At 72.1% G+C, this 21,670-nt stretch carries 20 protein-coding genes; 11 read left to right on the top strand and 9 right to left on the bottom strand.

Annotation, left to right across the window (positions count from 1 at the left end; all coding sequences use genetic code 11):
* Positions 1 to 40: 40 nt before the first annotated feature.
* The 3 genes from C4U44_RS14925 to C4U44_RS14915 are packed head-to-tail and all read left to right on the top strand — an operon-like array spanning position 41 to position 2,906.
* Positions 41 to 796, top strand: coding sequence for an SDR family oxidoreductase (locus C4U44_RS14925; RefSeq protein ID WP_160145031.1), 756 nt, complete (start codon positions 41 to 43; stop codon positions 794 to 796).
* A 26-nt stretch (positions 797 to 822) separates the two neighbouring features.
* Entirely contained in the window at positions 823 to 1,422 is a 600-nt protein-coding gene (locus tag C4U44_RS14920; protein ID WP_200823249.1) for a UbiX family flavin prenyltransferase, read from the top strand.
* The gene (locus C4U44_RS14915; RefSeq protein WP_103886230.1) at positions 1,419 to 2,906 is read left to right on the top strand and encodes a UbiD family decarboxylase; all 1,488 of its coding nucleotides are present in this window, start codon (positions 1,419 to 1,421) and stop codon (positions 2,904 to 2,906) included. Before C4U44_RS14920 ends, C4U44_RS14915 begins: the two co-directional genes overlap by 4 nt.
* A 15-nt stretch (positions 2,907 to 2,921) precedes the next feature.
* On the opposite strand, the gene C4U44_RS14910 is transcribed toward C4U44_RS14915, so the two are convergent.
* The 3 genes from C4U44_RS14910 to C4U44_RS14900 form a co-directional block, all read right to left on the bottom strand.
* A complete protein-coding gene (locus tag C4U44_RS14910; protein WP_146088272.1) occupies positions 2,922 to 5,711 on the bottom strand; it encodes a PKD domain-containing protein in 2,790 nt (929 codons plus the stop codon).
* A 104-nt stretch (positions 5,712 to 5,815) separates the two neighbouring features.
* A complete protein-coding gene (locus C4U44_RS14905; protein WP_103886228.1) occupies positions 5,816 to 6,358 on the bottom strand; it encodes a hypothetical protein in 543 nt (180 codons plus the stop codon).
* A 9-nt stretch (positions 6,359 to 6,367) separates the two neighbouring features.
* Positions 6,368 to 7,462, bottom strand: a complete 1,095-nt coding sequence (locus tag C4U44_RS14900) for an AraC family transcriptional regulator (protein ID WP_103886227.1) — start codon at positions 7,460 to 7,462, stop codon at positions 6,368 to 6,370.
* A 114-nt stretch (positions 7,463 to 7,576) separates the two neighbouring features.
* Between C4U44_RS14900 and C4U44_RS14895 the strand changes: the two genes are divergently transcribed.
* Positions 7,577 to 7,897: an EthD family reductase gene (locus tag C4U44_RS14895; protein ID WP_103886226.1), complete on the top strand. Its 321-nt coding sequence runs from the start codon at positions 7,577 to 7,579 to the stop codon at positions 7,895 to 7,897.
* Between the two features lie 47 nt (positions 7,898 to 7,944).
* Complete coding sequence (locus C4U44_RS43455; RefSeq protein WP_322973623.1) at positions 7,945 to 8,253, top strand: VOC family protein; 309 nt, start codon at positions 7,945 to 7,947, stop codon at positions 8,251 to 8,253.
* Positions 8,254 to 8,310: 57 nt separating this feature from the next.
* On the opposite strand, the gene C4U44_RS14885 is transcribed toward C4U44_RS43455, so the two are convergent.
* From C4U44_RS14885 to C4U44_RS14870, 4 genes are all read right to left on the bottom strand, one after another.
* The gene (locus C4U44_RS14885) at positions 8,311 to 9,060 is read right to left on the bottom strand and encodes a hypothetical protein (protein ID WP_146088271.1); all 750 of its coding nucleotides are present in this window, start codon (positions 9,058 to 9,060) and stop codon (positions 8,311 to 8,313) included.
* 5 nt (positions 9,061 to 9,065) lie between these two features.
* Positions 9,066 to 9,614 carry a hypothetical protein gene (locus C4U44_RS14880; RefSeq protein ID WP_103886224.1) on the bottom strand — a complete coding sequence of 183 codons (549 nt, stop codon included), beginning with the start codon at positions 9,612 to 9,614 and terminating at the stop codon, positions 9,066 to 9,068.
* A gap of 309 nt (positions 9,615 to 9,923) precedes the next feature.
* Positions 9,924 to 10,307, bottom strand: coding sequence for a peptidase inhibitor family I36 protein (locus C4U44_RS14875; RefSeq protein WP_160145030.1), 384 nt, complete (start codon positions 10,305 to 10,307; stop codon positions 9,924 to 9,926).
* 282 nt (positions 10,308 to 10,589) lie between these two features.
* Positions 10,590 to 12,320: a ricin-type beta-trefoil lectin domain protein gene (locus C4U44_RS14870; RefSeq protein ID WP_103886222.1), complete on the bottom strand. Its 1,731-nt coding sequence runs from the start codon at positions 12,318 to 12,320 to the stop codon at positions 10,590 to 10,592.
* Positions 12,321 to 12,733: 413 nt separating this feature from the next.
* Between C4U44_RS14870 and C4U44_RS14865 the strand changes: the two genes are divergently transcribed.
* The 4 genes from C4U44_RS14865 to C4U44_RS14850 all read left to right on the top strand — a co-directional run bounded on the left by C4U44_RS14865 (position 12,734) and on the right by C4U44_RS14850 (position 17,705).
* Complete coding sequence (locus C4U44_RS14865; RefSeq protein ID WP_160145029.1) at positions 12,734 to 14,518, top strand: serine/threonine-protein kinase; 1,785 nt, start codon at positions 12,734 to 12,736, stop codon at positions 14,516 to 14,518.
* Between the two features lie 200 nt (positions 14,519 to 14,718).
* Complete coding sequence (locus C4U44_RS14860) at positions 14,719 to 15,306, top strand: RNA polymerase sigma factor (protein WP_103886220.1); 588 nt, start codon at positions 14,719 to 14,721, stop codon at positions 15,304 to 15,306.
* Positions 15,303 to 16,361 (top strand): hypothetical protein, encoded by a 1,059-nt coding sequence (locus C4U44_RS14855; RefSeq protein ID WP_103886219.1) that lies wholly within the window; start codon positions 15,303 to 15,305, stop codon positions 16,359 to 16,361. Before C4U44_RS14860 ends, C4U44_RS14855 begins: the two co-directional genes overlap by 4 nt.
* 87 nt (positions 16,362 to 16,448) lie before the next feature.
* Positions 16,449 to 17,705, top strand: coding sequence for a hypothetical protein (locus C4U44_RS14850; RefSeq protein WP_103886218.1), 1,257 nt, complete (start codon positions 16,449 to 16,451; stop codon positions 17,703 to 17,705).
* A 137-nt stretch (positions 17,706 to 17,842) separates the two neighbouring features.
* Here the strand turns inward: C4U44_RS14850 and C4U44_RS14845 are convergent, their stop codons facing one another.
* On the bottom strand, positions 17,843 to 18,724 hold the full coding sequence (locus tag C4U44_RS14845; protein WP_103886217.1) for an SDR family oxidoreductase: 882 nt from the start codon (positions 18,722 to 18,724) through the stop codon (positions 17,843 to 17,845).
* Between the two features lie 83 nt (positions 18,725 to 18,807).
* Between C4U44_RS14845 and C4U44_RS14840 the strand changes: the two genes are divergently transcribed.
* Entirely contained in the window at positions 18,808 to 19,389 is a 582-nt protein-coding gene (locus C4U44_RS14840) for a TetR/AcrR family transcriptional regulator (RefSeq protein WP_103886216.1), read from the top strand.
* A gap of 137 nt (positions 19,390 to 19,526) precedes the next feature.
* Here the strand turns inward: C4U44_RS14840 and C4U44_RS14835 are convergent, their stop codons facing one another.
* Entirely contained in the window at positions 19,527 to 20,780 is a 1,254-nt protein-coding gene (locus tag C4U44_RS14835) for a chitinase (RefSeq protein ID WP_103886215.1), read from the bottom strand.
* 295 nt (positions 20,781 to 21,075) lie between these two features.
* Between C4U44_RS14835 and C4U44_RS14830 the strand changes: the two genes are divergently transcribed.
* Positions 21,076 to 21,657: a TIGR03086 family metal-binding protein gene (locus C4U44_RS14830; protein ID WP_103886214.1), complete on the top strand. Its 582-nt coding sequence runs from the start codon at positions 21,076 to 21,078 to the stop codon at positions 21,655 to 21,657.
* Positions 21,658 to 21,670: the final 13 nt, after the last annotated feature.

Below are 21,670 nucleotides of genomic sequence, written 5' to 3'. Positions count from 1 at the left end.
TGCCACCGCCCGGTCCGCCTCCTCGAAAGGACAGGACGTCATGCCCGACGAACCGAGACGCGACCTCGACGGCAAGGTGGCCCTGGTGGTCGGCGGCAGCCGCAACCAGGGCGCGGCCATAGCCGAGCTGATCGCCTCCCGCGGCGCCACCACGGTGGTCAGCTATGCCAACGACGAGGGCGCCGCCGAACGGACCCTGGCCGCGCTGGAGAAGCACGAGGTCGTCGCCGAGGCCGTCCGCTCCGACGCGCGCCGCTCGGCCGAGGTCGACGAGCTGTTCGCCGGCGTCCTCACCCGCCACGGCCACCTCGACATCGTCGTGCACACGCCCGGAGCGGTGATCAAGAAGCCGCTGGCCGACTTCACCGACGCCGACTTCGACCACCTGATCGACCTGAACACCCGTAGTGCCTTCAACACCCTGCGGGCCGCGGCACGCACGATCGCGGACAACGGCCGCTACGTCGTGCTCTCCACGACGCTCACCTCGATCATGACCGGGCCCTACGGCCTGTACTCGGGCTCCAAGGCCGCCGTCGAGCGCATGGTGCTGGCCGCGGCCAAGGATCTCGGTGCGCGCGGCGTCACGGTCAACGCCGTCGCGCCCGGGCCGATCGACGACTCCTTCTACCGCGACGCCGAGACCCCCGAGGCGATCGCGGCTGCCACGCACCACAGCCCGCGCAACCGCCTCGGCCGGCCCGAGGACGTCGCGCCCGTCGTCGGCTGGCTGGTCGGCGAAGCGGCCGGCTGGGTCTCCGGCCAGACGGTCCGCGCCAACGGCGCCATGTTCTGACGTCGGGGATGACGGACAACCCGACGATGAATGACGAAACGCCGCCGCGCCGCCTGGTGGTGGGCATCAGCGGCGCGACCGGGATCGCCTACGGGATGCGCGCGTTGGAGCTCGCCCGCAAGGCCGGAGTGGAGACGCACCTGGTCGTCACGCCGGCCGGCCAGCAGACGCGTGCCTACGAGACGGATCTGACGGCGGCGGACCTGGCCGCGATGGCGGACGTGACCTACCGTCCGGGGGATGTCGGTGCGGCCATCGCCAGCGGCTCCTTCCGCACCGCGGGGATGCTCGTCGCACCCTGTTCGATCCGCACGCTGTCGTCGGTCGCCTACAGCGGCAACGACAACCTGCTGACGCGGGCGGCGGACGTGACGCTGAAGGAGCGGCGCCGGCTGGTGCTGCTGGTGCGCGAGACGCCGCTGACGCTGGGGCACCTTCGGGCGATGACCGCGGCCACCGAGTCCGGAGCGATCGTGATGCCTCCGGTTCCCGCCTTCTACCTGCGGCCGCGGAACCTGGACGACATCGTCGACCATTCCGTGGGCCGTGCGCTGGACCTGTTCGGGATGAAGGTCCCGGGCATGCCCCGATGGGGCGAACAACCCTCTCGAAAGGACATGTCGTGAAGCACCTGCGCAGCCTGCGCGAGTTCATCGAGGAACTGGAAGCGATCGGGGAGGTCCAGCGGATCGAGGAGGAGGTCGACTGGCGGCTGGAGATCGGCGCCGTCATCCGCCGCTCCTACGACCTGCGGGCGCCCGCGCCCCTGTTCACCAACATCACGGGATACCAGGGCACGGGGTTCGCGGTGCTGGGTGCTCCCGGCGCGCTGTCGGGGCCCGATCACCCGCTGGCCCGGATCGCGCTGGCCCTCGGGCTGCCGGCCGGCGCGACCGGGCCGGAGATCATGGAGACCGTCGTCGCGGCCCGCGCGAAACCCGGGATCCCACCGCGGGTCGTCCGCGCGGAGGACGCTCCGTGCAAGGAGAACGTGCTCCTCGGGGACGACGTCGATCTGCTGAGGTTCCCGACGCCGCTGATCCACGGCAACGACGGCGGCCGCTACCTCCAGACGTACGGCATGAACATCGCCCGCACGCCCGACGGGTCCTGGACCAACTGGTCGGTCAACCGCATGATGATCGCCGACCGGAACACCCTCGGCTGCCTCATCCCCGGCCCGCAGCACCTGGGCATCATCCGTGCCCAGTGGGCCGCGGAGGGCAGGCCGCTCCCGATCGCGCTGGCCCTCGGCGTCGAACCGGCGCTGCCGTTCATCGGCGGCATGCCGCTGCCCGAAGGCGCCGACGAGTCCCATTTCCTGGGGGCACTGTTCGGTGAGGGCCTGGAGGTGGTCCCCGCCGAGACCGTGGACCTGATGGTGCCGGCCACCGCCGAGATCGTCGTCGAGGGCCACATCGCCTTCGACGAGACGGTGATGGAGGGGCCGATGAACGAGTACCCCGGCTACAACGCCCTGGAGAAGTCGCTCAAGCCCGTGTTCCACGTCTCGGCGATCACCCACCGGAACGGCGCCGTCCTCCCCGTCGTCGCGGCCGGCCCGCCGGTCGAGGAGGACCACACCGTCACCGGCACCATGCACGCCGCCGAGATCCTCCACCAGCTCCGCGCGGCAGGCCTGCCGGTCGCCTCGGCGTGGTTCTCCTTCGAGTCGGCGATGCACTGGCTGATCGTCTCGGTGCGCGCGGACTGGCACGAGGTGACGGCCGTGCCGTCGGCCGAACTCGCCCGCAGGATCGGCGACGTGGTCTTCACCGGCAAGGCGGGGTTCGGTGTCCCGAAGGTGCTGCTGGTCGAGGACGACATCGACATCACCGACATCGACGACGTCGTGTGGGCCTTCGCGACCCGGACCCACCCCGAGCACGGCGAGATCCATTTCCCCGCCCTGCCGCACGTCCAGCTGTCGGTCTACCTCTCCGAGGCCGAGGCGCACTCCTACCGGGCCGGGAAGGTGCTCCACAACTGCCTGCTGGCCGACCTGTTCGCCAAGGGGGACCGGCCGGTCAAGGGCAGCTTCGAGAACGGATGGCCCGCCGAGATCCGGGAGCGCGTCCTGGCCAGGTGGGAGGCGTACGGCTACCGGTGACGGCGTCGGCCGGGCTCAGCTGGTGTAGTAGCCCTCGACGTCGGCGACGGCATTGACCGTGTCGCTGGCGTTCTGGATCACGAGGCGGCCGTTTTTGAGGGGAGCGTAGGTGAGGACGGCGGTGGTGCGGCCCGCCATGAAGTTGAGCGTGGAGACGTCGGAGTCGTACGCGGCGAGGTACCCGTTGGCGCTGGCGCCGACGGCGGTCAGGTTGACCAGGACGCCGGTGGCGTTCGACGGGATGCCGGCGACTCCCGCCACCTTGACCTGCACTCCCCCGCGGGACGTGATCACGCCCTTGGGCCCTCCGATGCCGGATCGCGTGTCCAGCACCCGGACCGGAGTGATCGGGTGCAGAGGCTTGTTGACCGGCTGGGCCTGGGGGCCGAACGGTGTGTAGAAGCCCTCGATCGAGGCGATGAGGTGGACCGCACCGGCGTTGTTGTAGAGGGACACCCTGCCCTGGGCATCGACGGGGACGACGACCATGGCCGCACGCGTCTCCCCCGCACCGAAGTTGAGGTTCGACGCGGTCGGCACCGCGTCCCCGGGGCGGTACGCCGTGACGTAACTGCTCGCGGTCGCACCGGTCTCGGCGACGTCGAGGACCACGGAGGTCGCCCCGTACTCCGAGGAGCCTTGGACGCCGATGCGAGGAAGGGCGGTGAAGGTGAGGGAGGAGTGTGCGGCGACCTTGCCGAGGGCGGGCAGGCCCCGTGCCTTGTCGCCCCGCGTGTCCAGCAATTTCCACTCGTCGCCCTCGTCGACGAGGACATCGCCCTGGCCCGTACCGGGGGTGAGGGTGGTGTAGCCCTCGACGTCGGCGACCAGGTCCGCGGAGCCGCCGGAGTGGAAGAGGGAGACCGTCCCGTCGGGGCCGATCGGCAGGGTCACCAGGTTGGCCACGGTCCGGCCCTTGGCGTAGTTGAGGACCGACGAGGTGGGCCGGGAGGCGCCGCCCGGATAGGCGGTGACGTACCCGCCGGCGGTCGAGCGCGTGACCGTCACATTGAGCAGCACGGAGGTGGCGTTCGTGACGGGACCGGCGCCGTTGACCTTGAGGTGGACGACGCCGCCCGAGGCGACCTGCCCCTTGGACGCACCGAGCCCGGTGCGGGTGTCGAGGATGCGGGTGGGGCTGGTCGAGACGAACACCGGGCCGACCGTGACCTTGGCCGTGGTGCTCGACGTCCGCCCGCCCAGGTCGTCCTCGGTGGCGTGGACGGTGTAGGTGCCCGCCTTCGCGTAGGTGTGCTGCAGGTCCTGGCAGGAGTAGTTGCCGGTCGTCGCGGGCGTTCCGTCACCGAAGTCGATACGGCAGGAGCCGAGTTCGAACGGGTCCGTCTGCAGGGCCCGGTCGGTGACGCTCACCGCGAGCGGCTTGCTCGCGTCCTGCGCGTACACGTCGATGTCGGCCGCGAAAGGGGCCTGCGGGGCGATGTACAGCACCAGTTGACGTTCCCAGGCGAGGGCGCCGGGGGGCGCGTCGGTGTCGACCGTGATCACGACGCGGCCGTCACCGCCAGGCAGTTCGGTGTACGTGTGCCGGACGGACGCAGCTGTGGAGGTGACCTCCGGGGTGCCGTCGCCGAAGTCGTACGTGCGGCTGACCGTGGTCCCCCACGGGTTGGTGTCGTGCGGGGTGACCGTCACGGTGGCGCCGACCGCGATGCGGTTCGAGGAAACCTCGGGGTAGCCGACCGCGAACGGGTTGCGCTGCTCGTTCGCGCCACGGTCGAAGTAGCCGGGATCCGTGCCGGTGTCGGCAGTGAGCGGGTCGTCGACGCGGGGGTAGCCGAGGATGTCGGAGGAGAGCTCGCCGGGGGCGTTCGCGTCGGCCGAGTCGATACCGGGGTTGCCCTCGCCGTACCACTGGAAGCCCTTGGCGGTCGACGCCGTCCCCGCGACGATGTCGTGGCTGCCCTGCCCGGTGGCGGCCTGGAACGGGGCGACCTCGGAGTAGTCGGTGCCCGCCCAGCGGTAGGCGGCGCCTCCGGCCCGGGGGTAGTAGAGGTTGTAGCCGATCGTGGTGGTGGCCGTGGAGTCCGCGCTCACCTCGATCCGGCCGCGGTCGAACCCGTTGTTCTCCACGGTGGTGCCGGTGGAGGCGCCGTCGATCGCGACGAGGTCGGTGAGCCCGCCCAGGTTGTTGCTGGTGACGGCGGTGTCCACGGCTCCGTCGAGGACGATGTCGCGGTCGGCGTACTCCCCTTCGTCGATGTCGTTGGTGGTGACGACGGTGTGCCGTACCCCCGCGCCGACGCTGATCACGGGACTGTCCTCGTCGCTGGGGTTGAAGTAGTCGCGACTGATCGTCAGGTCGCTGCTGCTGCCCGACACCGCGATCGTCGGTGCGTCCTCGGCGCCGTTGAAGTCGAACCGGTCGATCGTAAGGTCGTCGGAGTCCTGCACCCGCACGGAACCGGCGGAGAGCGTCAGCGACCCCGCCCGCAGGGCCACGTCGTGGACGCCGGCGAAGGTGAGCCCGGCGACCGTGAAGCCGCCCTCGATGGTGACGGGTTCACCGGACGTGCCGGACGTCGTCACCGTGGTGGCCGGGTACTCCCCGAAGCCCGACACGGACACCGTGTCGCCGGGCTGCGCGGCGTCCACCGCGGCCTGGAGCGTGCAGTAGGGCTCCGCCTGCGTGCCGGTACCGGCGGCGGTGTCGGAGCAGGACGCGTTGTTGATGTCGACGTACCGCGTGGACGTGTCGGCGGACGCCGTCGCCACCGCACCCGGCAGGAGCCCGCCGCCGACGAGCAGCGCCAGCACGGCAACACCGACCGCACGTGATCTGTGCACAGTTCCCCCCCAGGGACCGCGCTCCACCGTTCGACGCGGGCGGGGCGCCGCGAGTGACGAACGTGAGGAAAGCGCCTGACCTTATCAGTAGCCGCCGGGCCGGTTCAGTGGACGGCCCAGGCCTCGCGGGGCAGCCAGTGGAAGAGGTCGTCGCACGCCTCGGCGGGGTAGAAGATCGGGCGGGTGAGCAGGCGGTCGCCCTCGCGCTGGACGTTGATCGTCACGCCCAGCGACTCCGACGCGGGGACGCCCGCGCTCAAGTAGACGAGTTCGGTCTCCGGCGGGCGCGTCTCCGCACGGTCGAGCATCCACTGCTCCAGCACGGAGGGCACCCGGCCGACCAGCGCCATCCCGTCGGCGCGGACCTGGGGTCCGCACAGGGCATCGACCACCACGCCCGCGAGGCGCTCGTCGGTGTAGTAGAGGTGCAGTCCGAACTCCTGGAAGGTGCCCTCCACCACCCTCCACGCCTCCCCGGCCCGAGCCGCCTTCTGCTGCCGCTCGGTCTCCTCCGTGACGCCGCTCATGGCGTCCGCGACCTCGGCCGGGCTCATGCCGAAGTGCAGCGGCCCCACTGCCTTGTACGGCTCCGACGTCCACTGCTGCCGCTCTTCGTCCGGCAGGACATGCCACCACCCCTTGAACATGGCCGGAGTCTACGGAACCGTCCCGGCGCCGGCCCGGGCGTCCCGCCGCCACAGGGCCGGCGACCTGCCGTAGCGCTGCTTGAACGCCCGGCTGAACGCGGCCTCCGAGGTGTATCCCACCCGGTCCCCGACCGCCCCGACCGCAAGGGAGGTGCCGCGGAGCAGGTCGGCGGCGGCGTCGAGGCGGACGTGGGCGAGGTAGGTGGCCGGCGGCTTCCCGACCCGGGCGGCGAAGCGGGCGGAGAACGCGGAGCGGGAGAGGCTGCACGTGCGGGCGAGTTCCTCGACGCTCCAGTCGTGGCCGGGGTCGCGGTGGACGGCGCCCAGGGCCGGGCCGATCTGCGGATCGAGCGCGCCGGCGAGCCAGTTCGGTTCCGCGCCCGTGCCGGCGGCCCACGCGCGCAGGATCTGGATGAAGAGCAGGTCGAGGATGCGGGCGACCATCACCGCCGATCCCTGGGAGGGCGATTCCATCTCCAGGAGGATCATCCTGCGGGCCACTTCGAGCCCTTCCAGTGCCGGGCCGCCGCCACCGCGCAGGACGATCACCGGCGGGAGGCTCGCCAGCAGGTGGCTCGCCCGGGGGTCGCCGATCGTGAAGGTCCCGCAGAGCCAGCGTGGCGGTCCGGGCGCGGCGGCGTCCTGCGGGGTGGACCCGTCCGACCCGTCCGGAGCCGCGATACGGGCGGCGGGCGCGACAGGTACGGCGGGCGTCAGAGGTGTGGCGGGCGCCGGCTCCCCCGTGCCGCTGATGTGGTGCGCGTCGCCGCGCGGCAGCAGGATGACGTCACCGTGCCGGGCCCGCTCGGCCCGCGGGGCGCCGTCGATCCGGAGCAGGACCTCGCCCTCCTCGACGAGGTGCAGCGTGCCGACGCCGGAGAAGCCGACCGAGAAGGGGCCCGACGGGGCGTACACCGCCATGCGTTCACCGCTGAGGCGAACGCTCCGCAGCAACTCCGAGAGCAGGTCGTGCGGTTGGCCGGCGGGATCCGGGGCGGGTGCCGCGGTGCCGTCCGCGGGAGTTCCGGCGCCCTCCCGCGGCGGTTCGACCCCCTCGCCCGGCGACCGTGGACGATCAGCAAAATCCCGCGGCGGAACCGTCATGGCCGCCCCCCTTCTCCCTGCCTAGGCTCGACGTACAGCGAGTGAAGCGTAGGGCTCAGGCCCCCGCCGCAGACGGATCGTCCGCATCGCACCCGACGACACAGGAGGCCACCCGTGACCGAGCAGGACAACCCGACCAAGATCAGCTTCGTCTACTCCAACCCCACCGACCCGGACGCGTTCGAGGCGGCCTACCCCGAGCAGCTCACGCTGGCGCGCAAGCTCCCCGGCCTGCTGCGGCTGCAGGCGTCGAAGGTCTGGCCGAAGGAGGACGGCAGCCCCACGCCGGCGTACCGGCTGCTGGACCTGTACTTCACCGACTACGCGTCGGCCAGCGCCGCCACCGCGGAGGCGGGCCCCCTGGTCACCGCCACCCTCGAACACGCCACCGGAGGCGTGGTGATCGCGTTCGCGGAGATCCTCGAGGACGCCTGACCTGTCGTGCGTCCGGAACGGGGAAGGGGTGACGGCATGGCGAACCGCTGGATCGGGGCAACGGTCGACTGCGTCGACGTCGAGCGGGTGGCGGGTTTCCGGAGCGCGCTGCCGGACCGGCCACCGACCCCTCCCGGCCGGGCCGGGTCCACCTCGGCCGGCCCGACGACCCGCAGCCCCGCCTCACCTTCCGGCCGGTGACCGAGCCGCGCCAGGGCACGGTCCGCCTCCACCTCGATGTCGCCGCGGACGTCATGGACCAGGGCATCGCCCAGGTCGTCGACGCCACCGACCACCCCGCCCCCGGCTACGGCACCGCCCCCACCCGCCCCCTTACTGACGCGCCGCACCGTTGAACGACCGGGGGCCGGGCCGCTCTCAACACGCCCGGTCCCTCCGCCTGTTGGAGCCGTTCACCACAGGGCGCGGATGTCGTGCGCGGGGTAGGCCGGATCGGGTGCGGCCGGCAACCGGTATCCGGCGGCATCCAGATGTGCGGCGGCGTCCGCGTCGAGCTGTGCGAGCCATTCCGGGACGGACGTTCCGTCCGGGAGGCCGGAGGCCCGCAGGCCGTGGACCGCGGCGGCCCATTCCGCCTCCGTCGCGCCCGCGGGCCACAGGCCCCGCACTTCGTCGAGTTCCCGGCGGGCCGCCGCGATACGGAAGTCCTCCAGCGGAGCCGAGGGCGCACCCGCGTTGCGGTCGGGCACCGCACTCGCGGGGTCCAAGCCGCCGCGGGAGAGCAGGCGTTGGAGATTGGGGAACCGCTCCCGCCACTCCCAGTGGGTGTCGGGCGGCGCCGGGGCCACCCGGTAGCCCTCGTTCTCGAACGCCGCCAGGTACGGGACCATCATCATCAGGCACTCGACGCGGATCCTGCCGCGCGGCGGGATGAGCGGGGGCATCCGTGCGAACGCGGCCGACACGTCCCAGTGTTCGACGCCGAGATGGACCACCTCCATGATTTCCCGGGTGGCCCGGAAGCAGCGCAACGGGTAGTACACGGCCACCCGTAGATAGCTGGACATGCCACGCGACGGCGTGTCCTCTGTGTCGACGAAGCACTCCTCCGCCGGCACCGGCACCGAGCGGTACGCCTCCAGCAGGGTCCGCAACTCCGGCAGCCACTCGGTGCCCGGCCCGAAGATGTCGGGTTGGGTCACCAGACTCACACCCCACCGGTCGCGCCGGTGGCACCGGCCGCCTCGCCGCCGTCGGCGAGCAGCCCCTTCGCACGGAGGAACGTCTCGTCGATCTCCATGGATACGGACTGCGCGGTGATGTCGCCGACGACGCGACGGATCACCTTCAGCCACTCGGCAACGAAATCGGTTCTGCGCACGATGAGTCGAGAACGCTCGTTGAGAAGGAACTCGTAGTTGCCGACGATGTTGTCCCACCGGGAGTCGACGACCAGATTCTCCCCCTCCGGCCGGAACGACCACACGGCGAAGAAATCCGCCGCCCCGGTGGTCAGTTCGGCCTGGACGAATCCGTCCGACCGGAGCTCCTCCAGGAGATCGACGATGTCGTCCACGAAGACGCGCAGGTCGTCACAGTAGTTGACGACGACCGGCACCCGGTTCCACGAGATGACCAGACGCTCCGTGTGGTCGGGGTAGAGGGCGACGAGCGCGTCCCCCATGTCCAGGACGACCTCGTCACCGACATCCCTGACCTCGGGGTCCCCGGTCTGGATCCAGAAGGTCATCGTCATCCAATCGTGGTCGGGTAAGCGTGTATGACGCCGGTCTTCAGTCGCTTCACCCAGACGGCGTTGGGCCTGTCACGCTTGGCGCAGGAACGAAGCTCTGCACACGTGAACGGAGGTCAGCCGCTGTTTCCTTGTCGGTCATGCCCGTGCCTCCCTTGTAGGAGCCCTCAAGTCAACGACTGGCCGGGGCGGCCTCGCGGTTCCCTCGACACCACGTGCCGCCTCGCTGCTCGCAGCCGCTCACCCCGTGCGAAGGGCCCCGCCGTGCGGAGCGGGGCCCTTCGGTGTCACGGGAAATCGATTCCTTTTCGTCTAACCGATGTCGACTCCCGTTACCCTGTTGTTCCAGGTGTCGTAGACGGTGCCGCCGCAGTTCTCCAGCGATAGATCTTCGTACCATCTGCCGGGCTTGAGGGAAAGGGAAGGCGAGCAATCGCCGTTGGAGTTGAGGGTGATGGTGTACGGCGAATTGTTGAGAACGCTGGACACCTTGCCCGCCAGGGGCGCGGGTATGCCGTAGGCGCCCTTTCCGTTGACCTCGGACCAGGCGCCACCCGCGAAGCCCGGGTAGTCCCAGAAGCAGACCCAGCCGTCCTTGCAGTCCGTGTACGCCGCAGGGTGCACGGAGGCCGCCTGCCGCGCTCCATCAGCCGCGGACGCGCTCCCGCCGCTGCCGGCCAGGAACGCGGTAGCCATCGTGACGGAGAAAGCGGCCGCGGAGAAAGACTTTCGTACGCGCATGTACGCATCCGTTCTTCTCACCGAGAAAAGGTGCCGGCTATGACGAGATGTCGCCGTACGAACCTAGCAGCGGCCGGCCCCGACAGCCAGGAAATCTCGCAACGGACGCGCACCGCAGCGCATTTCGAGTCACCTGGAATTAATTCTTCCGAACGGACGAAAAGAATCCGATCCACTCTTGGCCCGGGTACACCGAAGTGGCCCCGCCGTATGGAGCGGGGCCCTTCGAGGGGTGGGTCAGGCCAGGGCGAACTTCTGGGCGGCGGAACCGTTGCAGTCGTAGATCTGCAGGCGCGTGCCGTTGGCGGTGGCGCCCGACGGCGAGTCGATGCAGCGGCCCGTGGTCGGGTTGGAGAGCGAACCGTCGGCGTCGACGACCCAGTTCTGGTACCCGCCGCCGTTGCAGGTGGCGAGTTGGAGCTTCGTGCCGTTGGCGTTCACGCCGCCGGCGACGTCCAGGCACCGGCCCAGCGTGCGCAGGGTCTGGCCGCTCCAGGTCCACTTCTGGTCGAGGGAGGTCGCCTGCTGGCAGCCCCACAGCTGGACCGCGGTGCCGTCGCCGCCGGTGTCGTCACCCGCCACGTCCACGCAGGCGCCGCCGGGACCGTAGATCGGGGTGCCGATGGCGAAGTTCTGGGCGCCGGAGCCGTTGCAGTCCCAGATCTGCAGCCGCGTGCCGTTGTCCGTGGCGCCCGACGGCGAGTCGATGCAGCGGCCCGTGGTCGGGTTCAGCAGCGAACCGTTGGTCTGCCGCACCCAGTTCTGGTAGCCGCCGCCGTTGCACGTGGCGAGTTGGAGCTTCGTGCCGTTCGCGTTGGCGCCGCCGGCGATGTCCAGGCACCGGCCGAGGGTCTGCAGGGTCTGGCCGCTCCAGGTCCAGTGCTGGTCCGCGGCCGCCGACTGGCAGTCCCACAGCTGGACCGCGGCGCCGTCGCCGCCGGTGTCGTCACCCGAGACGTCGACGCACTTGCCGCCCGGGCCGGTGATCGTCTGGCCGGTCACCGAACCGCCGCCCCCGGAACCGGAACCGGGCGCCTTGTTGTACACGGCCACCGAGTCGACGACCAGCTTGCCGCCGGAGACCGTGGCCGCGTTCGGGCCGCCGCCGAAGGCCGCCGGGAAGCCGCCGCCCATCGCGAGGTCGTAGATGATGAAGAACGGGTGGTCGATCGCGTCGGACCAGGTCGTGGCGTCCACCTGGTTGGCGTTGACGGTGAAGAAGTTGTTCCCGTCGAGGTAGAACCTGACCTGCTCCGGCGACACCGAGCGGTCGATCTCCACCGCGTAGTCGTGGAAGCCGGTCTGGCAGCCCGAGCAGGCGCGCTCGCCCGAGCCGATGCCGGTCGACTCGTTGCACGGCCCGCCCGGGCTCACCCCGCAGTGGATGGTGCTGAAGTCGGAGCTGCGGCCGTTGATGTCCTCCATGACGTCGACCTCGCCGGACTTCGGCCAGGTCACGCCGTCGCGCAGCGGTTCGCCGAGCATCCAGAACGCGGGCCAGTAGCCCGCCCCGTTGGCCGTGGTGACGTTGGGCTGCTGGAGGATCGACTCGATCCGGACGACGCCGCCCGCCGGGGCGCCGAAGGTCGCCGCCTGGGTCTCCACGCGGCCGGACGTCCAGCCGCTCCCCGGGTCGGAACCGGAGTGCTGCGCCGTGAGCACCAGGTGGCCCTGGCCGTCGTAGGCGACGTTCGACGTGCTGCTGGTCATGGTCTCGATCTCACCGGTGCCGAAGCTGCTGCCCGGTCCGGTGTCGTACTTCCACAGGCTCTGGTCGATGCCGGTGCCGGCCGCACCGTTGAAGTCGTCGCTCCAGGTGAGCGTGAAACCCGACGGCGTCGGGGGCACCGTCGCCCCGGCGTTCGGGGTCATGACGGCGGTGGCCGCCATCATGACCGCGACGGCGGGGACCAGGATCGCCGCTCTCTTCCACCCGCCGCGCCGCAGCCTTGCAAGGGTTGAACGCATATGTCCGACCTCCGGGAAAGGGCACGATTCCGCGTGTCCGCCACGCCGCCTCTGGCGGGAGGCCCCGGGCGCAGGACGCCGGGGTGCGTCTGCCTCCCGCGAGGACAGACACCTGGGAATGTCATGTACACAGCTTGTCGATCGCCCCGTCGCACGACAAGACACGGGACACGCCAACCCTCCGGGCCGGTGGCGCCGATGCCGTGATCGCCTGCGGGGACAGGGCCGTTGGCACCGGCCGTTGGCACAGGAGGGGCGGCGGCCGGTTCCGGGGCGGCCTCCGCCATCGACGAGAACCTGTGCCACCGGCTCCGGGACAGAACCGTCGCTTCGCCGTATGACATGGCGCACACGCGTTGGCTAGCCTGCACCGCATGACTGCACACGGGGGAGATCGAAGTGGCCTGAGTGACGTGGGAGCCACACCGCTCACACCGGACGACCCGCCACGAATAGGGCCCTTCACCCTGGTGGGGCGGCTCGGGGCGGGCGGCATGGGGCGGGTGTATCTGGGCCTGGCCGACGGGCGGTTCGCCGCCGTCAAGCGGGTGCATCCGCACCTGACCGAGGACGAGGGCTTCCTGCGGCGCTTCGGTCACGAGCTGGACCATCTCGCCCGCCTGCCCGCGGGGGTCAGCGCCGAACTCCTGGACAGCGACCGGAACGCCCGGCCGCCGTGGCTGGCCACCGCGTACGTACCCGGCATCACTCTGGACGCCGCGCTGCAGGTGAACGGCGGGCCGCTGCCGGTGCCGGACGTCTGGCTGCTGCTGCGCGACGCCGCCGCGGGACTGGCGGCGGTGAACGGGACCGGCATCGTGCACCGCGACCTCAAACCGTCGAACGTCATGCTGCGCCCGGACGGGCTCACCCTGATCGACTTCGGCGTGGCGATGGCACTCGAGCAGAGCCGGCTGACCCAGTCCGGGATGGTGATCGGCACCCCGGCGTACATGTCGCCCGAACAGGCCTCCAGTCGGCGGAACCTGACCGGTGCGACCGACGTGTTCGCGCTGGGCTGCCTGCTGGGGTACGCCGCGACCGGGCAGCCGCCCTACGGGGACGGCGGTGGCGTGCAGATGCTGTACCGCATCATCCACGAACAGCCGGACCTCGAACCGCTGCGAGCGGTCGACCGGGAACTGGCCGCGGTGGTCGCCGACTGCCTCGCCTATGACCCCCAGGACCGGCCCACCGCTGCGGAGTTGGTGCGCCGCGCCACTCCCCACGTCGCCGCGGACGTGCCCCCCTGGCCACCCCGCGTGCGCGAACCCCTGGCCATGCGGACCGAGTCGGCCCGCCGCATGCCGGAACCGCGGTCCGAGGACGCTCCCGCGGACATCAGCCGGGCGCCGCTCCCGGCGGCCGGTCCCGAACGGCACAGGTGGCGACTACCGCGTGTCCTGGTGATACCCCTGGTGGTCGTCGCGACCGGCGGCGCGGCGGTCCTCGTCCCGTACGTGCTCACGCCCAAGACCCACACCCCGTCCTCCGCTGCAAGCGGGGGTACCAGAACGCCTGCTGGCGCCACCACGCGCTCCTCCCACCCGTCCGCGACGCCGTCCTCGGCCAAGCCCTCGACGACGGCGCACAGTTCTCCCCCGCACGGTGCGGGAAAACAGGGCAGCAGGAGCACCGCCGGTGCGGGAACGGCTACTTCGGGTGCGTCAGGCTCCTCCGGGTCGGCCGACGGCGGTTCCTCGACGAACGCGGGCGGGTCCGGCGGGTCGAAGGGCTCGGGTGCGGGCGGCTCGTCGTCCGGCGGCTCCTCCGGCGGCACCGGCTCGTCCGGATCGGGCTCCGCGATCTCCGCGAGCGGCACCCACCGCCTGCTCTCCGCCCTGGACGGCAACTGCCTTGCCTCCAACGTCAACCACAGCACCTCCGCCTACCTCGCGAGCTGCAGCTCCAACAGCATCTTCCAGTGGACCTACTTCTCGATCTCCGACGGCACCTTCGAACTGCGCAACGGCAGCACCGGCAACTGCCTGGCCGGGAGCGGGGACAACTTCACCTACATGACCACCTGCGGCAGCACCGACGCCGACCGCTGGAAGTTCGGCTCCCCGAAGTCCGCCCGCAGCACGCTGGAGAACACCTCGGCCGGCCAGTGCCTGCAGAACTCCACAGCGGTCGGCGGGTACGCGGTCACCAGGGCGTGCACGGCCTCCTCCGACATGATGTGGTCGAACGACTGACGGGCCGGCCCTCCCGCGCCCTCCGACCCACCCACGGGCCCACCCTCGGATCCGCCCCTCCCGGTCCGCGCGTCCTCCCGGCGCACACCACCGCCCCCACCCCCGAACGGCCCCCAACCAGCCCCGCCGCGAACGCTTTTCGCCGTCGCGACATGTAGAGGGTGGGAGCCCCGGGAGCGGGGACGGGACGAGGAGGGTGTGTGAGCACCGACGAAGAGGCGCTGTCACGCGCGCGGCACGATCCGGCGGCGTTCGAACCGCTGGTGGACCGGCACTCCGCGGCACTGCACGCGTATCTGTTCCGCCGCTGCGGCCCGGTCGCCGACGACCTGCTCTCCGAGGTCTGGCTGACCGCGTACGCCCGCAGGGCCGACTTCCGGGTCGTGGAGACGGGGACCGTGCGCGGCTGGCTGTTCGGGATCGCCCGCAACCACGCGCTGGCGCACTGGCGCAGGAACGCGTCGGCGCCCACGCCCGGCAGCCCCGCGCCCGGCGGCGACGACACGTGGGACGCGGTGGACGCCCGGCTGGACGCCGCGCGACTGCGGCCCGCCCTGCGCGCGGCACTGCGCGAACTGCCGCCGGTGGAAAGGGAGGTGCTGGTCCTCACCGCCTGGGAGCAGCTCACCCCGGCCGAGGCGGCGCAGACCGTGGGCATCGGCGCCGCCACCGCGCGCTCCCGGCTGCACCGGGCCAGGGCCCGGATGCGCGACCTCATGGCGGACCACCCCGCCGACCGGCGGGCCGGCCCCCCGCCTCCCCTCGTCCTGAAAGGTGCACAGACGTGACCGAGCCCAGCCCGCACGACCTGCCGTTCGACGGCTGGGACGAGCTCGTGGCCGCCGGCGCGGCGCCGGCCGCCGACCCCGCGGTCCTCGCGGCGGCGCGTACGGCGGTCGCCGGCGCAGTCCACCGCGACACCTCCCCATGTCCCCGCACGAAAGCGGTTGTTGAGGTCACACGGGACGACGTGCGGCGGCTGCCCCGACGGCGCCGCCCGGCGCTGCGCGTGGCCGTGACCGGCCTCGCCGCGGCCGCCGCCGCGGCCGTGATCACCCTCGCGCCGTTCCCCGCGCACCACCGCGGGACGACCGGTCCGGGGAGCGGCACCTCGTTCCTGACCGACGTCGCCTCCGAGCAGTCGATCGGGTCCGCCGACTGGGAGGACGCGCCGTACTGGAAGGTCGTGTCCACCCGGGTCGAGGCCGGCGGGAACCCGGGCGGCGACGTGACGGCGTTCCTCGCGCACCGCGCGGGGCTCACGTCCCACCTGCGGGCCACAGCCCCGGTCACGGAGGACAAGCCGTCCGCCGGGCCGTGGCGCTTCACCGTCGGGACCGGCCGGCTGACGTGGGACCAGCTGGCCGAACTCCCCACCTCACCTGTCGAGTTGCGGGCGCGGCTCCAGCCGTACGCCGAGCCGGGCCAGGACCCCTCGGAGGAGGTCTTCGGCACCGTCGGCGACCTGCTGGCCTCGCCGGCACCGCCCCGGGTCCGGGCCGCCCTGTTCCGGGTCGCCGCCCGGCTGCCCGGCGTCCACGTGGTCGGCCCGGCGACGGACGGCAGCGGCCGGCACGGCACTGCCGTCGAGCGCGGCGACGGCTCGGTCGTCATCCGCTACCTCATCGACCCGACCGGCCGGTTGCTGGAGACGGTCGTGACCACCAAGCACGCGCTGCCCGCCCTGCCCACGACCACCAGGCTGCGGAGCCTGGCCGGCATGAACGGCGTCACCCAGGGCCGCGGCATCGACGGCAGCCGGCCCGCGGTGCCCGCCGGCGGCGTCGTCGAGCGCACCACCTACACGTCCATCGGCCCCGCGACCGGCCTCGACCGACCCTGACGGCCTGACGCCCTTCCGTCCGCTCCACCCGGCGGCCACCCCGGCCGCCGGGCCACCCCCGCACGCCCTCCTGGAGAGCAGATCACCATGTCCCGATCGACGATCATGACCCTCGCGACCGCCGTGCTCATCGTGGCGGGGACGGCGACCACCACCGCCACCGCCCAGGCAGCGCCCCGGTCCTCACCCTCGGCGGCGCCCAGGTCCCCGTCCCTTGCCGGCAATGCGTCGAGCTGGACCTCGGCCACCCTGCCGGTGAGCGACACCGTCCTCGACGGCGCCGCCCAGCCCGATGCCGGCACCACCTGGGCCGCGGGTTTCCGCATCACCCAGATCGGCAAGGTCAGCGTGCACACGCCGGTGCTGCTCACCCGCCGGGCCGGCGACCCGCGGGGCTGGGTGAGCACGCCGACCGCCACCCTGCCCGACGGGGCCCAGACCCGGTTCAACGGCGTCACCGCGACCTCGGCCTCCGACGGCTGGGTCGTCGGGGACGACGCCGCGCAGGCCGGCGGCATCGTCACCGAGCGCTGGAACGGCGCCAGTTGGAGCCTGAACGCCGCTCCCGTCCCGGCCGCCACCTACGACGACTCGGCCGGGCTGCTGAGCATCTCCGGGCGCGGCTCCGACGACGCGTGGGCCGTGGGCTGGGCCCAGATCGACGACGGCACCGCGACCGACCCGGACAGCGGGCTCCCGTACACCCAGACGCACATGGCGGGGCTGGCCGAGCACTGGAACGGCTCCTCCTGGACGGTGCAGCGCCTCCCGGAGCCGGCCGACGGATTCGTCCTCAACGCCGTCACCGAGATCGGCCCGGACGACGTGTGGGCCGCCGGCAGCACCACCGACAGCGACCAGCCGGTGCTCATGCACGACGACGGCCACGGCTGGACGCAGGTGCCCGCGCCCCAGTACGTGGGCCTGGCAGGCGAGTTCAACGCCCTCGCCGGCACCGGGCCCGACGACGTGTGGGCGGTGGGCCGTACCGTCCTCGACGACAGCGACGAGGGCCACGCACTCGTCGCGCACTGGGACGGCCACAGCTGGCGGCAGGTCACCGTCCCCGCGGCGGCGGGCCGCCTCAGCGCCGTGACGGTCACCCCCCAGGGGGTCGTGGCCGTCGGACGTACCACCACCGCGGCCTACCCCGGCCCCGGCGCCGACGGGTACGCCATGCGCCTGTCCGGCGGCACCTGGCACTCGCTCGCCCTGCCCTCCGGCACGCTCTTCGACCCGGAGGGCGTGGTGGGCTCCTCGTCGCGGCAGACCACCGTGGTGGGCGTGGTCGCGGATCCCACCCAGCCGGAGCCGCAGCCGATGATCCTCACCAGCGGCGCCTGATCTGCCACCCACCTGTCACCCGGGTCCCCCATCTCCCGGACGCCGCCCGCCGGCTGCCGGGGGACCCGGAGGGGGCTCGGGCCGACGGGTGGCGCCCCTTCGTCCGAAGTCGATCGGAGACTCCGGGCCGCCCGTGCTCAGGGCTGGATGTTCTCCAGGTCGTCGAGCAGGCTCGGGTGGGTCGGCTTCCAGCCGAGGGCGGCGCGGGTGTGCGCGCTGGAAGCGGGCTGGTCGGCCGCGAAGATCGTGGCGAGGGCGCCGAAGCTCTCCGGCGGCACCGACTCGACGGGCAGGCCGAGCCGCCGCCCGATGACCGCGGCGATGTCGCGTACCGCGTCGCCCTCGTCGGCAACCGCGTGCCAGGCGGTTCCGGCCGGGGCCTCCTCCAGGGCGAGCCGGAACAGGGTGGCGGCGTCGCGCGCGTGGACGGCCGGCCAGCGCTGCGCACCGTCTCCCGGGTAGCCGGAGACGCCGGTGCGGCGGGCGATGCCGGTGAGCAGCCCGGCGAAGCCGCCCTCGCCCTGGTGGTGGACGGTGCGCGGCATGCGGACGGCCGAGCTGCGCACGCCGCGCTCGGCGAGGGCGAGCGTGCGGTTCACGGACCGGCCTCGGCCGCCGACGGGTCCGTCGGTCGGCACCGGGTCGTCCTCGGTCGACGCGCGGCCCGCGGCGGCGGGCGTGCCCGACACGGTGACGAGCGGCCGGCCCGTGCCGACCAGCGCCTCGCCGAGCGTCTCCAGGGCGGCGCTCTCCTCGGCGATGCCCCGGGCCCACGCCTCGGGCGAGCTGAAGTCGTTGCTGAACGCGAGGTGGATGACGCCGTCCGCCTGCTCCGCGCCGCCGCGCAGCACCGCGAGGTCGGCGAGCCCGCCGGGAAGCGCGTCGGCGCCCGCGGCCCGGGCGCGTGCCGCGGAGGCGTCGGAACGGGTGAGGACGGTGACCGAGTGGCCGGCGGTGAGCAGTTCGGCGACGACGGCCGTGCCGATGAGGCCCGTTCCGCCGGTGATGAAGACGCGCATGGGAGCTCCCAGACATGATGAGACAGGTGTCCCATCACCGTACACCGTGATGCGACACCTGTCCCATCGGCTAGGCTGGCGGTATGCCGAGATGGAAACCGGATGCGCGCGAGCGCCTGATCGTGGCGGCGCTCGACCTGTTCGTCGAGCAGGGCTACGACAACACGACGGTTGCCGAGATCTCCACACGTGCGGGGCTCACCCGGAGCACCTTCTTCCGCCACTTCCCGGACAAGCGGGAGATCCTCGCCGCGGGGCAGGAGGCGCTGAGCCGGCTGCTGGCCGAGGGCATCGACTCCGCGCCGGCGGACGCGACGCCGATGGCGGCGGTCGCGGCCGGACTGGAGCGCGCGTCGGGCACGATGACGTCGTTCAACCGCGAGCTCGGCCCCATGCTGCGCGCGGCGATCGAGGCCAACGAGGAGCTGCGGAACCGCGAGGCGCTCAAGAGCATCGGCATGGCCGCGGCGATGACCGACGCGCTGACGCGCCGCGAGGTCGCGGAACCCGCGGCGCAGGTGGCCGCCGAGATCGGCGTGCTCGCCTTCAAGCGCGGGTACGCCCGCTGGGCCGACCCCGCCCGGGACGCCGACCCCGGCGAGCTGGCGACCCACACGCGGGCGGCGTTCGACGAGCTCCGGGCGGCCGCGGCGGAACTTCGCTGAGGACGGCGGCCGGAGAGCCGGCCTCCGCCGCGGACCCCACGACGCCGAACGGCCTGGCCCCGAACTCGGGCCAGGCCGTGGGACGTTCTCAGATCACGCCGATCACGCCGATCACGCGGATCACGCGGATCAGCGGCTCAACAGGCGCCGAGGTCCTGCCAGACACCCCATTCTCCGGTGGTGCCGGGCTCCTCGCCCTGCGTCCACCACTTCGCCGACCAGTTGTGGCCGTTCCAGCTGACCTTGTCGCCGCCGGTGTAGACCTGCGAGGAACTCCAGGAGGCGGTGGTGCAGGTCGATCCGGACCCGCCGGTCGTGCTGCCGCCGGTGGTGCTCCCGCCGGTGGTGGTCCCGCCCGTGGTGCTGCCGCCGGTCGTGCTCCCGCCCGTGGTGCCGCCCGTCGTCCCGCCCGAGCCGCCCGCGTACTGGAGGAACGCGTCGGTGAACGCCAGGCTGTTCTGGCTGATCTCGCTGCACGTGGGCAGGGAGTTGGCGCTTCCGCTGCACGGCTGGTCGCGGTTGACCGACCAGAACGCCAGCCGCGCGATGCCGTGTTGGGCGGCGAAACTCTCCACGGTCTGGGCGTCGGCGAGGGTGAACGTCGACCCGTCGTCGTTCTTGCCGATCATCGGGGTGATCCCGAGGTTGGCGTAGGAGTAGCTCGAGTCGACGGACTGCATCTGGGACAGGGTGGCCCCGGCCGCGGCGACCGAGCCCTGGCCCATCTCGGTGCCGGTGCCCGAGTAGTAGTCCATGGTCATGATGTTGACCACGTCGATCTTGACGCCCGCGGTCTTGGCGGCCTTGAGGATGTTCACGCCGTCGGAGGTCAGCCCGCTGGCCAGCACCGGCAGCGTCACCGAGAACTGGAGGTTGGGGTTGGACGCCTTCAGGTCCTTCATGGCCTGCATCTGGCGGGCCGTGGCGGCCGTGTCCGCGATCGCGGCGCCCTCGATGTCGAAGTCCAGCCGGGTGACGCCGTAGTCGTTGATGAGGGCCTGGTAGCCGGACTCGATCGAGCTCTGCGTGGAGCAGGTCCAGGCGAGCGGCAGCCCACTTGCCCCGCCGGACGAGATGATGACGGAGGCGCCCTCGGACTTCGCCTTGGCGATCAGCGGGTCGGTGAAGGAGTCGGCACCGATGGGGAGGGTGTCGCCCCAGATCTGGTTGCAGCCGGAGCCGAGGACGAAGGCCGCGGTGTAGGCCTTCAGCCCGTGGCCGGTGATGGCGGTGTCGAGCATGCCTTCCTGGCCGTTCGACATGTCGACGTAGGGAGCGACGGAGTAGGTGCTGGTCGCCGCGGCGTTGCCGGCGGGGGCCAGGGCGAGGACCGCACCGGTCGTCGCGAGCGTGAGCGCGGAGGCGGAAGCCGCCCATTTCGCAAGGCGCATGGAAGCCCCTCAAGCGTGAAGTGGTGGGGGGAGCGTGCATCTCGGGCCTGAGTTGGTACGTACCAAACCGCGCGCGAGCACACCGCGTCAAGAGGACTAGACCAACTTTCCTGTTTCCCGCGGCCCCACCCGCCCCTGACGAAGCGCCACCGCCCGGTGCGCTGAGCTGCGTTCCGGGGCGCCGCGATTCCTTTTCCGGTCCCGGACGGTCTACCTGTCGGGGCCCGAGGACCTTCCGCGTGCGCGGCGGGCCGAGGGCCGAGGTACCAGGAACCGTCAGAGAGGATCACCACCGGTGGAGAGTCAGCAGGATTCCGCGCCCTTCCGGCAGTTGAGCCGGGCCTTCGCCAGCACCCGGGCCGTGCTGGCCCGGGTCGGACCCGACGGGTTGGACGCCGGGACGCCGTGCCGGTCGTGGGACGTACGCGCCCTGATCAACCACCTCGTCGACTCGGCCCGTTGGGGAGCCTCCGCCACGCTGGGGACGGGCGGGGAGCACACCGACGAGGACTTCGCGGCCGGCGACTTCCTCGCCGTCTACGACGACGGCATCAAGGTCGCGCTGGCCGCCTTCGGGTCCGCCGGAGTCCTGGAGGGGACGTTCGAGCTGGGGTTCGGTACGTTGTCGGGCGCGGGCCTGATGGGACTGCTCGCCAGGGACCAGTTCACCCACGGATGGGACCTGGCCCGCGCCCTCGGGCACGACACCGACCTGGATCCCGGGCTCGCGGACGAACTGCTCGCCCAGGCCCGGGTGGAGATCCCCGACGCCTACCGCGGCGGGGAAGGAGAGGCACCCTTCGGGCCCGTCGTCGAGGCTCCGACGGGCGCGTACCCGGCCGACCGGCTGGCCGCCTTCCTCGGCCGCTCCACATGACCGGAGACCATTG

Origin of the sequence: Actinacidiphila yanglinensis (assembly GCF_900107965.1) — a bacterium.
GTDB classification, from domain to species: domain Bacteria; phylum Actinomycetota; class Actinomycetes; order Streptomycetales; family Streptomycetaceae; genus Actinacidiphila; species Actinacidiphila yanglinensis.
The sequence above is the reverse complement of the archived record's forward strand: the minus strand, read 5'-3'. Positions and strand labels throughout refer to the sequence as shown.